Origin of the sequence: Acidovorax sp. Root70, assembly GCF_001428225.1 — a bacterium.
GTDB lineage: Bacteria > Pseudomonadota > Gammaproteobacteria > Burkholderiales > Burkholderiaceae_C > Acidovorax.
This window is the reverse complement of record NZ_LMHQ01000023.1, coordinates 35055-48869: the sequence shown is the minus strand read 5'-3', so window position 1 is coordinate 48869 and position 13815 is coordinate 35055. Positions and strand designations below refer to the sequence as shown.

Here is a 13815-nt window from a genome sequence, read left to right as displayed (position 1 = left end):
TTTGAGCAAATCGGCGTGGATCATGGGCGGGGTTTTATTGGCCACCCTGGGCGCTGATGTGGCGTGGGCGCAGGCCCCTGGGACTTCCAGTGGCATCTACACCTGCGTGGACCGCAATGGCCGGCGCCTGACCGCCGACCGCCCGATCGCCGAATGCATGGACCGTGAGCAGCGAGAGCTGGGACCTTCGGGCATCGTGCGGCGGCAAATCGGCCCCTCGCTGACCGAGCAAGAGCGGGCGGCGCAAGAGGTCCAGCGCCGCAAGGAGGCCGAGGCCCGTGCCCGCGAGCTGGAAGAGCGCCGCCGCGAACGCGCGCTGACGGCCCGCTACCCCGACAAGGCCACGCACGATGTGGAGCGCGCCGCGGCCATCCAGTTGGTGGACGACGTGACCGCCACGGCCGAAAAGCGTCTGGTCGAGCTGGCGCAACAGCGCAAAGCCTTTGATGTGGAGATGGAGTTCTACAAGAAGGACCCCACCAAGGCCCCCATGTCGCTGCGCCGCAAGATCGCCGAGAACGAAGAAAGCATTGCCGAGCAGCAGCGATTCATTGCCGGGCAAGACCAGGAAAAGCGCCGTGTGCACCAGCGCTTTGATGTGGAGCTGGCCCAGCTGCGCAAGCTGTGGGATGCCCAGCGCATGCCCTTGCCGGGCGCAGCGCCTGCCAGCGACGCCGCATCCGCCCCCACGCGGTGAGGTGTGCGCGCTGAGGAGGGCGCGCCTCCGCCCTTGGCACAGAGAGTCCAACCGAAGCGCAAATAACAAAGGGCCTCACGGCCCTTTGTTATTTTTGTGGTGGCTTCGATCCAGCGTTGCGCGTCAGCCCGCCAGCTTGGCGCGCAGCAACTCGTTGACCTGCGTCGGATTGGCCTTGCCCTTGCTGGCCTTCATGATCTGGCCGACCAGTGCGTTGAACGCCTTGTCCTTGCCCGCGCGGAACTGGGCCACGTTGTCGGGGTTGGCGGCAATCACCTCGTCGATGATCTTCTCCAGCGCGCCGGAGTCGTTCATCTGCTTGAGGCCCTTGGATTCAATGACGGCATCCACGTCGTTCGATTCGCCGGTCCACAGCGCATCAAACACCTGCTTGGCGGCGTTGTTGGAGATCGTGCCGTCGGCAATACGGCCGATCAACGCGGCCAGTTGGGCGGCGATGACGGGGGTCTGCTCGATGCTGGATTCGCCCGCATTCACGCGGCGCGATACCTCGCCCATGATCCAGTTGCTGGTCAGCTTGGGCTGGCCGCAGGCCTTGGCCGCCGTCTCAAAGTAAGCCGCCATGGCCTTGCTCTGCGTGAGCGTCGTGGCGTCGTATTCGGGCAGGCCATAGTCGGCCACGAAGCGTGCCGCCATGCTGCGAGGCAATTCGGCCATTTGTGCCCGTTCTTCATGCACCCATTGCTCTGAAATATGGAGCGGTGGCAGGTCTGGGTCGGGGAAGTAGCGGTAGTCGGCCGCGTCTTCCTTGGTGCGCATCGCACGCGTTTCGCCCGTGTCGGGGTCGAATAGCACGGTGGCTTGCTGGATCGCGTGGCCGTCTTCGATCTGCTCGATCTGCCAGCGGATTTCGTAATCGATGGCCTGTTGCATGAACTTGAACGAGTTCAGGTTCTTGATCTCGCGGCGCGTGCCCAGTGGCTGGCCGGGCTTGCGCACGGACACGTTGGCGTCGCAGCGGAAACTGCCTTCCTGCATGTTGCCGTCGCAGATGCCGATCCAGGTCACGATCTTGTGCAGCTCCTTGGCATAGGCCACGGCCTCTTCGGACGAGCGCATGTCGGGCTCGGTCACGATCTCCAGCAGCGGCGTGCCGGCGCGGTTCAGGTCGATGCCCGATTGGCCAATGAAGTCTTCGTGCAGCGACTTGCCCGCATCTTCTTCGAGGTGGGCGCGCACCAGGCGCACGGTCTTCTTCTCTTCACCGAGAAAGAACTCGACCTCGCCACCCTGCACCACGGGGATTTCGAACTGGCTGATCTGGTAGCCCTTGGGCAGGTCAGGGTAGAAGTAGTTCTTGCGCGCAAAAATGCTCACAGGCGCAATGTGGGAGCCGAGGGCCAATCCCAATTTGATAGCGCAGGCCACAGCCTCGCGGTTCATCACGGGCAGGGTGCCGGGCAAGGCCAGGTCCACCGCGCAGGCCTGGGTGTTGGGCTCTGCGCCGAAGGCCGTGGGGGCGCGGCTGAAGATCTTGCTCTGTGTGGCGAGCTGGGTGTGGGTTTCGAAGCCGATGACGACTTCATAACCGTGGATCAATTTGCTGGTCGTCATGTCACAGACCTCCGGGTTGGCGGAGGTGGAAATCGGTGGCTTGCTGCAGGCGGTGCGCAGCGTTCAGAAGGCGGGCTTCCTGGAAGTAGTTGCCCAACAGCTGCAGGCCCACGGGCATGCCGCCCTCACCAAAACCAGCGGGCACGCTCATGCCAGGCAGGCCGGCCAGCGAGCCGGGCAGGGTGAAGATGTCGGCCAGGTAGTCGGCCAGCGGGTCGTTGCCGTGGTCGCCCAGCTTCCAGGCCACGGTGGGGGCCACGGGGCCCGCGATCAGGTCGCAGTCCTTGAACGCGTTCTGGAAGTCGTCGGCGATCATGCGGCGGATCTTCTGCGCCTGCAGGTAGTAGGCGTCGTAGTAGCCGTGGCTCAGCACATAGGCGCCGATCATGATGCGGCGCTTGACCTCGTCGCCAAAGCCTTCGGCACGGGTTTTCTTATACATGTCCACCAGGTCGGTGTAATCCTTGGCGCGGTGGCCGAACTTCACGCCGTCAAAGCGGGAGAGGTTGGATGACGCCTCGGCTGGGGCAATGATGTAGTAGACCGGGATGGACAGCTGCGTGCGCGGCAGGCTGATGGGCACGAGCTTGGCGCCGAGTTTTTCGTATTCCTTGAGGGCGCCATCCACGGCGGCGCGCACATCGGGTGCCAGGCCTTCACCGAAGAACTCGGCGGGGATGCCGATGCGCAGGCCGTCGATGCTGTCATTGAGCTTGGCGCTGAAGTTCTCGGCGGGTACGTCCAGGCTGGTGGAGTCGCGGTCCGGGTCGGGGCCGCACATGGCGGACAGCAACAGTGCGCAGTCTTCGGCCGAGCGGGCCATCGGCCCCGCCTGGTCGAGGCTGGAGGCGAAAGCGATCATCCCGTAACGGCTGGCGCGGCCATAGGTCGGCTTGATGCCGGTGATGCCGCAGAACGAGGCGGGCTGGCGGATGGAGCCGCCCGTGTCGGTGCCAGTGACGGCCGGTGCCAGGCGCGCGGCCACGGCCACGGCGCTGCCGCCGGACGAGCCGCCCGGGATGCGGTCGGTGGCCCAGGGGTTGCGCACGGGCGCGGGGGCGTCAAAGCCCACGGGGGCAACGGCCGAGTTTTCGTTGGCCGAGCCCATGGCGAACTCGTCGCAGTTGAGCTTGCCCAGCGTTACAGCGCCCGCGTCGGCCAGCTTGGTGACCACGGTGGCGTCAAACGGCGACTGGTAGCCCGCGAGCATCTTGGAGCCGGCGGTGCTGGGGAAACCCTTGGTGACGAAGATGTCCTTGTGCGCAATCGGCACGCCCGCGAGGGGGCCGGCAGTGCCTGCGGCAATGGCAGCGTCCTGTGCGCGGGCCTGGGCCAGGGTGGTGTCGGGGTTCACGGCCACGTAGGCGCCCAGGTTCTGGTGGGCCTGTGCGCGGGCGAGGAAATGCTGGGCGGCCTCGACGGCCGAGACGCGGCGCTCGCGCAGCTCGGTGGCCAGCTGGGCCACGCCCAGGTCATGCAATGCGGTGGAAGTCATGCGGAGGGGGTCTTATTCGATCACTTTGGGCACGAGGAACAGGCCTCGTTCGACGGCGGGGGCGCTTTGCTGGTTGGCTTCGCGCTGGTTGGGCTCGCTGGCCACGTCCTCGCGCAGGCGCAGCTGCACGTCCTGGATGGCGGCCACGGGGTGGGCCAGGGGCGTGACGCCCAAGGTATCCACAGCCCGCATCTGTTCCACGATGTCAAAGAAACCATTGAGCTGCGTAAGCATGCGCTCACTTTCGGAAGGTGTCAGCTCAAGCCGTGCCAAATTAGCGATGCGGCCGATGTCCTGGGGGGTCAGTGCCATAGGGAGGAGAATCTAGAGAAACCAGAAGTAAAGCTGTGATCCAGGCTGCGCCGGAGGGAGTTATTCACAGGGGATGGGGTATTATCCCGGCTTTGCCGCAATAGCCTCGAAACCGCCAGGCGTTGTGCGAAAAAAGCCCATAAACACCCCCCTGAATACCTGGCGACGGCAAGCCGACGCGCATGCCGTGCCCGAGAGGATTTTTGAATGTTCGGAGCTTTCCGTCGGTACTTCTCCACCGACCTGGCCATTGACCTTGGCACAGCCAACACCCTCATCTTCGCCCGCGACAAAGGCATTGTGCTCGACGAGCCCTCTGTCGTCGCCATCCGCCACGAAGGCGGTCCGCACGGCAAGAAAGTCATTCAGGCCGTAGGCCACGAGGCCAAAGCCATGCTGGGCAAGGTGCCCGGCAACATCGAAGCCATCCGCCCGATGAAGGACGGCGTGATTGCCGACTTCGTGATCACCGAGCAGATGATCAAGCAGTTCATCAAGATGGTGCACCCGCGCACGCTGTTCACCCCCAGCCCGCGCATCATCATCTGCGTGCCCTGCGGCTCCACCCAGGTCGAGCGCCGCGCCATCAAGGACGCAGCCGAGGCCGCAGGCGCCACGGCCGTCTATCTGATCGAAGAACCCATGGCCGCCGGTATCGGCGCCGGTCTGCCCGTGTCGGAAGCCTCGGGCTCGATGGTGGTGGACATCGGCGGCGGCACGACCGAGGTGGGCGTGATCTCGCTGGGCGGCATGGTCTACAAGGGCAGCGTCCGCGTGGGTGGTGACAAGTTCGACGAAGCCATCATCAGCTACATCCGCCGCAACTACGGCATGCTGATCGGTGAGCCCACGGCCGAAGCCATCAAGAAGAACATCGGCTCCGCCTTCCCAGGCTCCGAAGTGCGCGAGATGGAAGTCAAGGGCCGCAACCTGTCCGAAGGCGTGCCACGCAGCTTCACCATCTCCAGCAACGAAGTGCTGGAGGCGTTGACCGACCCGCTCAACCAGATCGTCTCGGCCGTGAAGAACGCGCTGGAACAGACCCCTCCCGAGCTGGGCGCCGACATTGCCGACCGCGGCATGATGCTGACCGGCGGCGGCGCGCTGCTGCGCGACCTGGACCGCTTGCTGGCCGAAGAAACCGGCCTGCCCGTGCTGGTGGCCGAAGACCCGCTGACTTGCGTGGTGCGCGGCTGCGGCATCGCCCTGGAGCGCATGGACCGCCTGGGCAGCATTTTCACGAGCGAGTAAGCCGGCAGGCCTGTATGCTGCAGGCACTTTTTGCGCTCCGAATTGCATGACTGCCCCTGCTCCAATGCTTGTTTCTGAGCACCCGCCCGTGGAGCCCGCTCCCCGCGGCAGACACTGACCGCTGCGCACCATGCCCCTGGGTACTCTGGAGCGCAGCGCTCCCCCTTTCTTCAAACAGGGCCCTTCGGCCCTGTCGCGTTTGGCCGTGTTCAGTGCGCTGGCGCTGTTCCTCATGGTGGCCGATGCACGCTTTCAGATCACCGGCCCCTTCCGCCAGGCCGTGGCCACCGTGCTGTACCCGGTGCAGTGGCTCATGCTGCAGCCGGTGGAATTCGCGAGCCACGGGCGCAGCTATTTCCAGTCGCTGCAAACCGCGCAAGAAGGCCTGGATGCCGCCCGCAAGCAGATGACCGTGATGGGCCAGCGCGCCAACCAGGCCGACCAGTTGGCCATGGAAAACCAGCGGCTGCGCAAACTGCTGGAGCTGCGCGACCGGCTGCAGACACCCGCACAGGCGGCCGAGGTCATCTACGACACCGCCGACCCCTACACGCGCCGGGTGGTGCTGGACCGAGGGCAGTTGGGCGGCGTGGAGCTGGGCGCTCCCGTGATGGACGAGGCCGGCGTGCTGGGCCAGGTCACCCGCGTGTTTCCGCTGGTCAGCGAAGTGACGCTGCTGGTGGACCGTGATCAGGCGATTCCGGTGCTCAACATCCGTACCGGTGTGCGCGGCGTGGCCTACGGCGATCCGGTGGCAGGCCATGGCGGCGGCATGGAGCTGCGCTTCATGCCCGCCAACGCCGACATCCGCGAAGACGACCTGCTGACCACGAGCGGCGTGGATGGCTTGTACGCCCCCGGCCTGCCCGTGGCACGCGTGGTGAAGGTGGAGCGACGGGCCGACTCTGCCTTTGCGCGCATCTACTGCGCTCCGCTGGCCCAGGTGCAGGGCGCGCGCCACGTGGTGGTGCTCAAGCCGCTGGGCGACAACGAATTGCCCCGCCCGGATGCGGCCCCGGCCGCGCCTGCGACCAAACGCGGAGGCCGCAAATGAGCCACTGCCTCACCCCGATGACCCCGACACAAGGAGGCCCGCGATGATCATGCCGCGGGGTGAACCCCTGTTGATGCCGGTGAACCCGGTGTTCATATGGGCCAGTCTGGCTGCGGGCCTGGCCATCAACATGCTGCCTTTGGGCCGCGTAGTGTGGATGCCCGATCTGCTGATGGTGCTGCTGGTGTTCTGGGGTGTGCACCAGCCGCTGCGCATTGGCATGGGCGCGGCGTTTGTGCTGGGCCTGTGCATGGACGTGAGCCAGTCTGCGCTGCTGGGCCAGCATGCGCTGTCCTACACCGTGCTGTCGTTCGGTGCCATTGCCATCCACCGCCGCCTGCTGTGGTTCAGTGTGCCGTCGCAGGCGTTGCAAGTGTTTCCGTTGTTTGCCGTTGCCCATGCCATCGAGCTGCTGCTGCGCATGGCCGCAGGTGGGATCTTCCCGGGGTTCTGGAGCTTTCTGGCCCCGTTCCTGGAGGCGCTGCTGTGGCCCCTGGCCAGTTGGGTGCTGCTGGCGCCCCAGCGCCGCCCGCCCGACAAAGACCAGAACCGACCCTTGTGAACATGAGGCAACCCCCTGAGCGGCTGCGCCGCTTCCCCCTTCTCTCGCAGCGCTGTGCACTGCGGGCGGTGGGGCGGCGCGCTCGCGGCGGGGCGGCGCTTGCCCGGTATCCCCTGGCCTGGTCCGCGCCACTCGCACGGGCAGCGAGTTTCTGGGCCGTGTCTTCGGGGGGATGGTCATGACCGAGGTGCGCAGCAGCGAAGCCGACGCCTCGCGGTTCCGGGTCCGCGCCGTGGTGGTGGGCCTGGTGGTGATGGCGGCGTTCTGCATGGTGGCAGCGCGGCTGGTGTACCTGCAGGTGGTGCGCCATGAGGACCTGGCAGCCCAGGCCGAAAGCAACCGCACGGCCGTGGTGCCCATCGTGCCCAACCGGGGGCTCATCCTGGACCGCAACGGGGTGGTGCTGGCCACCAACTATTCGGCCTACACGCTGGAGATCACGCCCTCGCGCGCGGGGGTGCTGGACGAGACCATCGACGCCCTGTCCAAGGTGGTGGACATCCAGGCGCGCGACCGCCGCCGCTTCAAGCGGCTCATGGAAGAGTCGCGCAACTTCGAATCCCTGCCCATCCGCACCCGCCTGACCGACCAGGAGGTGGCGCGTTTCACCGCCCAGCGCTACCGCTTTCCGGGCGTGGACATCAAGGCGCGGCTGTTCCGCAACTACCCGCTGGGCGACGTGGCCAGCCATGCGATTGGCTACATCGGCCGCATCAACCAGACCGAGAAGGCCCGCATCCAGGACTCGGAAGACGAGGCCAACTACCGGGGCACGGAATACATCGGCAAGCTGGGCATCGAGCACAGCTTCGAGTCGGCCCTCCATGGCGCGACCGGTGTGGAGCAGATGGAAACCTCGGCGGGCGGCCGTGCCGTGCGCAAGCTTTCCAGCCACGCGGCCACCCCGGGCGACAGCGTGATGCTGTCCATCGACATCAAGCTGCAAAAGCTCATCGAAGAGCTGTACGGCAGCCGCCGGGGCGCGCTGGTGGCCATCGATCCGCGCAACGGCGAAATTCTGGCGCTGGTGAGCAAGCCCACCTTCGACCCCAACCTGTTCGTCGAAGGCATTGATGCCGAAAACTGGGCCGCGCTCAACGAGTCCATCGACAAGCCGCTGCTCAACCGCGCCCTGCGCGGCACCTACCCACCCGGCTCCACCTACAAGCCTTTCATGGCCCTGGCGGCCCTGCAGCTGAACAAGCGCTCGCCCAGTCTGGTGGTGAACGACCCCGGCTTCTACACCTTTGGCGGCCACACCTTCCGCAGCCACGAAGGCGGCCTGGGCGGTGTGGACATGCACCGCGCCATCCAGTTCTCCAGCAACACCTACTTTTATTCGCTGGCCGTGGACATGGGCGTGGACGCCATCCACGACTTCATGAAGCCGCTGGGTTTCGGCCAGTCCACGGGCATCGACCTCAACGGCGAAGTGCGGGGCACGCTGCCCAGCACCGAATGGAAGCGCAACACCTACAAGCGGGCCGACATGAAGCGCTGGTTCCCGGGTGAAACCGTGTCGCTAGGCATTGGCCAGGGCTACAACAACTTCACCATGCTGCAGCTGGCGCTCGCTGAGGCCACGCTGGCCAATGGCGGCATCCGCTACCGCCCGCACATGGCCAAGGCGGTGAAGAATGCGGTCACCGGCGCCATCACCGAGATCGTGCAGCCCCCCGGCATCAACCTGGGCTACCAGGCCAAGAACGTGGAGCTGGTGCGCAATGCCCTGGTGGCGGTGAACAAGGGCGGCACGGGCACGCGGGTGTTCATGGGCGCGCCCTACACCTCGGCCGGCAAGACGGGCACCGCCCAGGCCGTGAGCTTGGGCCAGAACGTGAAGTACAACGCCAGGGCGCTCGAAGAACACCAGCGCGACCACTCGCTGTTCGCCGCCTTTGCCCCCGCCGAGAATCCCACCATCGCACTGGCGGCCATCGTCGAGAACGCGGGCTTTGGCGCCGCCCATGCCGCCCCGATTGCGCGGCGCGTGTTTGACTACTGGCTGATGGGCGAGTACCCCAGCGAAGAAGACATCGCCGCCGTGCAGAAGGGCCTGGCCAGTGCGCCCATGGGCAAGCCCCGCAAGGTCGACGAGGTACCGTTGGTGGCACCTTGATGGAATGCCTGATTGCTCCCAAATACATAGCAATTGACGCAATACCGACTAGCGCTATCGGGTCTTTTGGCTTCAAAAGCTGACACAGGATGCCTGCGGGCTTGTCCGTCGATGGAGCTACGCAGGGGCTGCGCGCGGTGATGGCTGGAGCTGGCTGAAAACCAGCGCAACCACCATCAGCGCTGCCCCGCTCAGCCCGGCCCAGCCCATCTGCTCGCCCAACAGTGCCCACGCCGTGAGCGCGGCAAACACTGGCTCCAGCCCGAACACGATGGCGCTGCGCATGGCGTCCACGCGCTGCTGGCCCCAGGCCTGCAGCGTCACCACCACCACGCTCGCGAGCAGGCCCAGGTACAGCAGGGCCACCAAGGCGTCCGCCGGCAAGTGGGCGACGGAGCGCACCCATTCCATGTTGCCGCTTTGCACCAGCAGCAGTGTGCTGGAGGCCAGCGCCATCACCGTGGCCTGTGCGGCGGCCATGCGGGTGGCGCGCAGGGGCTGCGCGGCCGTGCGGCGCGCGCACTCTTCCAGCGCCAGGATGTACAGCGCGTAGAACACGGTGCTGGCCAGCGTCAGCGTATCGCCCAGGTTCCAGGGCTCGTTCTCGTGGAACATCAGCGCCATGCCCGCCAGTGCCATCATGCAGGCGGCCCACAGCCGCCAGCCGTAGCGCCGTCCCAGCGCCGCCATGGCGATCAGCGGCACCACCAGCACGTTCAGGCCGGTGACAAACGCGTTGCGGTTGCTGCTGGTGCGCGCGAGGCCCTCGATCTGCAGCCAGAACGCCAGGAACAGCAGCAGGCCTAAAGCGCAGCCCCAGCGCCGCTCGTGGCGCAGCATGCCGCGCCACAGGGGTGCGAGCACTACCAGCGCAATCACAAAGCGCAGCCAGATGATCTGCAGCGCGTCCAGGTGCGCCGAGAGCAGTTTCATCGCCGGGAAGGTGGTGCCCCACACCACGGTCACGGCCAGCAGGGCCATCAGGCCCCAGCGTTCAGTACGCATCGAAAGAAATCCCCCAACCAAAAAAGAAAAAGGGCCGCCGGTTGCCCGGCGGCCTTGGCGTCGCAGCGCGGCGCGGCCCCGGGTCAGTGGCTGACCTGGCCCAGAAACGCCCGGATACGGTCGTTGGCCGGGTTGCTGAAGAACTCCTGCGGAGGCGCATCGTGGGCGATGCGGCCCTGGTCGAAGAACATGACGCGGTCGGCCACCTCGCGCGCAAAGCCCATTTCGTGGGTGACCACGATCATGGTCATGCCGCCACGGGCCAGGCCACGCATCACGTCCAGCACTTCCTTGACCATCTCGGGGTCCAGCGCCGAGGTGGGCTCGTCAAACAGCATCACCTTGGGCTGCATGGCCAGCGCCCGCGCAATGGCCACCCGCTGCTGCTGCCCGCCCGACAGCTGCCAGGGGTACTTGTGTGCGTGGTCCTGCATGCCCACACGGCGCAGCAGCTGCATGGCTTCGTCGTTGGCCTGCGTGCGCGGCGTGCGGCGGATGCGGCGGGGGGCCAGGGTCACGTTGTCCAGCACGCTCATGTGGCCGAACAGGTTGAACTGCTGGAACACCATGCCCACCTCGCAGCGCTGGCGCTGCAGGGTGCTGATGTCATCGCACACCTCCACGCCATCGATGGTGATGCGCCCGCTGTCGTGGGGCTCCAGGCGGTTGATGGCGCGCAGCAGCGTGCTCTTGCCCGAACCCGAGGCGCCGATGATCACCGTCACCTCGCCGGTGTGGAACACGGTAGAGACATCCTTGAGCACCTGGTGCGAGCCGAACGACTTGCACACCCGCTCGGCCACGATGTAGGGCTTGGGTTGAGTGTGGGGGTTCATTGGTTGCGGCCCTCCACGTCAAAGCGGTACTCGACGGCGTTGGAGATTTGTGTCACGAGCGTTGTCAGCAGCAGGTAGGTGATGGCCACCGTGGTCAGCGTGGCGATGGGCTGGAAGGTGGCCGACTGGATGCGGTTGCCCACGTTGGTCAGTTCCACCACACCAATGGCATAGGCCAGCGACGAGTCCTTGAGCAGCGCCACAAAGTTGCTCACCAGCGGCGGCAGCGAGATCTTGAACGCCTGCGGAAACACCACATCCATGAATACATGCATGCGGCCTAGGCCCAATGCGCGGGCGGCCTCGGTCTGCCCGCGCGGCACGGCCAGCAGGCCCGCGCGCAGGGCCTCGGCGTTGTACGCGCCCACGTTCAGTCCCAGGGCCACCACGGCGGCCGCAAAGTCGGGCAGGTTGAGCCCCGGCACCAGCACCGGCAGCGCAAAGTACACAAACAGGATCTGCACCAAGAGCGGGGTGCCGCGAATGGCCCAGATGTACACGCCAGCAATCCAGCGCACGGGCGTCCAGCGGGCCGTGCGGGCCAGCGCCGCTGCCGTGCCCAGCACCAGCCCCACGGCACCGCTGACCAGCGTGAGCCACAGCGTGGTGCGCGCACCTTCAGAAAACGCCTGGGCGTTGGGGCCGATGGGGTCGGGAAAGAACGACAGCAGGTGGCCCAGCAGCGAGAGAGCCAGCACCATCACCACCAGTGCAGCGACCAGCGTGGCATTGCTGCGCTGCTGTCGGGACCAGCCTTGTGGCCAAAGAGCGAGAAGCATGGATCGGACGACCAGAAGGTCTTGGTTGGAAATCGGGTGGGCGGCGGGAACATTGCCCTATGCCGCCACAAAAGGCAAAAGGTGCGCAGAGGCTCCCGGCCTTCTGCGCACCCCATGTGCCATCACATCAGTTGCAGCGCACGTCTTCGTTGAAATACTTCTTGGAGACGGCGGCGTAGCTGCCATCGGCCAGCACTTCGGTGAACGCCTTGTTCCAGGCATCGGCCAGGCCGGTGTTGCCCTTGGCCATGGCGGGAGCGATGCGCTCGATGAACAGCATGTCACCCAGCTTGAAGCCGGCCTTGGCGTTCTTGGCGGCGGCTTCCTTGGCCACGAACTTGTCGCTGACCCAGGCGTCCACGCGCTTGGAGATCAGGGCGCGCTGGGCGTCGGTGTCTTGCGGGAAGTTCTTCACTTCCTTCACGCCGCTGACCTTCTTGACCTGCTCTAGGTAGCTGGTGCCGGTCTGCACGGCCACGACCTTGCCGGTCAGGTCCTTGGCGTTGCGGATCTTGTCGTCCATGGCCACGATGATCCCGCCCGAGCAGTAGTGGGGATTGGCAAAGGTCACGGCCTTGGAGCGCTCGTCGGTCACACCGTGCGAGGCGATCACGGCGTCCCAGCGGTTCTGGCCCAGGCCGGTCAGCAGCGCGTCAAAGCCCAGGGTCTTCCATTCGAGCTTCAGGCCCATCTTCTTGACCACCAGCTCCGCCACTTCCACTTCGAAACCTGTCAGCTTGGTGCCTTCAAAGTAGTTGAACGGGGCAAACTGGCCCTCGGTGGCCACGATGATCTTGCCGTCCTTCTTGACTTCGTCCAGCGTGCGGGCCTGGACGGCGAGGGCAGCGCACAGTGCCACGGCGGTGACAACGGCAGACTTGAAAAATTGCATGACAGGTTCCTGTGGGGGTGGTTCAGGTACAAAAAATCCGGCCTGCGGGTAGGCAGGCCGGAACGGGTGAATAAGGGCATCGCCGTTGGCGAGGGGCCCCGTCATCAAACGGAAACGTGCAGAAATTATAGGACGCACGTTCACATCCGGGCCATGCAGGGCAACCCCGATGACCTCGGAGCGCCCTGGTGGTAGGCCGTGCAGCGCGTCGCAAGTTGGGTGCCACCCTGGCAACCGACCCCTGGTGCGTGAAGAGCAGGCCTACCGCAGGAAAGCGTCGTACCCTGTCTTCAGGATCAGCGTGCTCACCACCACGATGAAGATCCCCCGCACAAAGCCAGTGCCATGCTTGAGCGCCATGTGCGTGCCCAGCAGGCTGCCCAGCACGTTGGCCACGGCCAGTGTCACCGCAAAGTGCCACCACACATGGCCCTTGGCGGCGAACAGCGCAATGGCGGCAATGTTGGTGGCGCAGTTGAGCAGCTTGGCCGAGGCTGATGCATTGAGAAAGTCGTAACCCAGCAGCCGCACGAACAAGAAGACGAAGAAGCTGCCCGTACCCGGGCCAAAGAACCCGTCATAAAAGCCGATGAGCACGCCAATCAGGCAGGCGGCGATCACCTCGGCCCGGCCCGCAAACCGGGGTGTGTGGTGCCGCCCCAGCTCCTTCTTGGCCAGTGTGTAGAGCAGCACGCCCAGCAGCACCAGGGGCAGCAGCTTGCGCAAGAAGTCGGCCGACACCACGGTGACGGCCCAGGCACCCACGAACGACCCGGCAAAACCGGCGGCCGCGGCTGGCAGCATGGCCGACCAGCGGATCTGCACCTTGCGGCTGTATTGCCAAGTGGCCATGGCCGTGCCCCACACCGAGGCCGCCTTGTTGGTGCCCAGCAGCGTTGCCGGGGGCGCCCCCGGAAAAGCCGCAAACAGCGCGGGCACCATCACCAGTCCACCGCCTCCCACGATCGCATCCACAAAGCCCGCGAGCAGCGAGGCCAGGGTCATCAAAATCCATTCCATCGCAGGATTGTCGCACCGGGCTTGCTATCGATTCAGGACCGTTCAGGATCTAGGGAAGGCCTGCACAACTCCCTGCGGTCGGTGATAGCGCGGCCTCGCGCGGTCCGCTGCGTTGCTTTTCTTGCCAATAGCCGGGCTATTGGCTGTGAAAAGGCGCCTTGCGGCCCATCCCGATCCGCACTACCACCGACTCGCGAGGGTTATGCAGGCCATCCCTA

General features: G+C 65.6%; 13 protein-coding genes. 5 read left to right on the top strand and 8 right to left on the bottom strand.

Annotation, left to right across the window (positions count from 1 at the left end; translation table 11 throughout):
• Position 1 precedes the first annotated feature (1 nt).
• Positions 2-697, top strand: coding sequence for a DUF4124 domain-containing protein (locus ASD94_RS11855; RefSeq protein ID WP_200954228.1), 696 nt, complete (start codon positions 2-4; stop codon positions 695-697).
• A gap of 123 nt (positions 698-820) precedes the next feature.
• On the opposite strand, the gene gatB is transcribed toward ASD94_RS11855, so the two are convergent.
• The 3 genes from gatB to gatC are packed head-to-tail and all read right to left on the bottom strand — an operon-like array spanning position 821 to position 4079.
• Positions 821-2272 carry an Asp-tRNA(Asn)/Glu-tRNA(Gln) amidotransferase subunit GatB gene (gene gatB, locus ASD94_RS11850; RefSeq protein WP_056643079.1) on the bottom strand — a complete coding sequence of 484 codons (1452 nt, stop codon included), beginning with the start codon at positions 2270-2272 and terminating at the stop codon, positions 821-823.
• Between the two features lies 1 nt (position 2273).
• Positions 2274-3767, bottom strand: a complete 1494-nt coding sequence (gene gatA / locus ASD94_RS11845) for an Asp-tRNA(Asn)/Glu-tRNA(Gln) amidotransferase subunit GatA (RefSeq protein WP_056643077.1) — start codon at positions 3765-3767, stop codon at positions 2274-2276.
• 12 nt (positions 3768-3779) lie between these two features.
• Positions 3780-4079 carry an Asp-tRNA(Asn)/Glu-tRNA(Gln) amidotransferase subunit GatC gene (gene gatC, locus ASD94_RS11840; RefSeq protein ID WP_056643074.1) on the bottom strand — a complete coding sequence of 100 codons (300 nt, stop codon included), beginning with the start codon at positions 4077-4079 and terminating at the stop codon, positions 3780-3782.
• 207 nt (positions 4080-4286) lie between these two features.
• Here gatC and ASD94_RS11835 point away from each other — a divergent pair, with 207 nt between their 5' ends.
• The 4 genes from ASD94_RS11835 to mrdA all read left to right on the top strand — a co-directional run bounded on the left by ASD94_RS11835 (position 4287) and on the right by mrdA (position 9065).
• Complete coding sequence (locus tag ASD94_RS11835; RefSeq protein ID WP_008907364.1) at positions 4287-5330, top strand: rod shape-determining protein; 1044 nt, start codon at positions 4287-4289, stop codon at positions 5328-5330.
• A 130-nt stretch (positions 5331-5460) separates the two neighbouring features.
• Complete coding sequence (gene mreC / locus ASD94_RS11830) at positions 5461-6384, top strand: rod shape-determining protein MreC (protein ID WP_056643071.1); 924 nt, start codon at positions 5461-5463, stop codon at positions 6382-6384.
• 43 nt (positions 6385-6427) lie between these two features.
• Positions 6428-6946: a rod shape-determining protein MreD gene (mreD, locus tag ASD94_RS11825; RefSeq protein ID WP_056057460.1), complete on the top strand. Its 519-nt coding sequence runs from the start codon at positions 6428-6430 to the stop codon at positions 6944-6946.
• A gap of 178 nt (positions 6947-7124) precedes the next feature.
• A complete protein-coding gene (gene mrdA / locus ASD94_RS11820) occupies positions 7125-9065 on the top strand; it encodes a penicillin-binding protein 2 (protein ID WP_056643612.1) in 1941 nt (646 codons plus the stop codon).
• Between the two features lie 117 nt (positions 9066-9182).
• On the opposite strand, the gene ASD94_RS11815 is transcribed toward mrdA, so the two are convergent.
• The 5 genes from ASD94_RS11815 to ASD94_RS11795 all read right to left on the bottom strand — a co-directional run bounded on the left by ASD94_RS11815 (position 9183) and on the right by ASD94_RS11795 (position 13597).
• Positions 9183-10070 (bottom strand): DMT family transporter, encoded by an 888-nt coding sequence (locus ASD94_RS11815; RefSeq protein ID WP_056643069.1) that lies wholly within the window; start codon positions 10068-10070, stop codon positions 9183-9185.
• An 83-nt stretch (positions 10071-10153) separates the two neighbouring features.
• Entirely contained in the window at positions 10154-10906 is a 753-nt protein-coding gene (locus tag ASD94_RS11810) for an amino acid ABC transporter ATP-binding protein (protein WP_056643064.1), read from the bottom strand.
• Positions 10903-11685, bottom strand: coding sequence for an amino acid ABC transporter permease (locus ASD94_RS11805; protein WP_056643061.1), 783 nt, complete (start codon positions 11683-11685; stop codon positions 10903-10905). Before ASD94_RS11805 ends, ASD94_RS11810 begins: the two co-directional genes overlap by 4 nt.
• Positions 11686-11812: 127 nt before the next feature.
• Positions 11813-12577 carry an ABC transporter substrate-binding protein gene (locus ASD94_RS11800; RefSeq protein ID WP_056057476.1) on the bottom strand — a complete coding sequence of 255 codons (765 nt, stop codon included), beginning with the start codon at positions 12575-12577 and terminating at the stop codon, positions 11813-11815.
• 261 nt (positions 12578-12838) lie between these two features.
• Positions 12839-13597, bottom strand: a complete 759-nt coding sequence (locus ASD94_RS11795; RefSeq protein ID WP_015012153.1) for a TSUP family transporter — start codon at positions 13595-13597, stop codon at positions 12839-12841.
• Between the last annotated feature and the right edge of the window lie 218 nt (positions 13598-13815).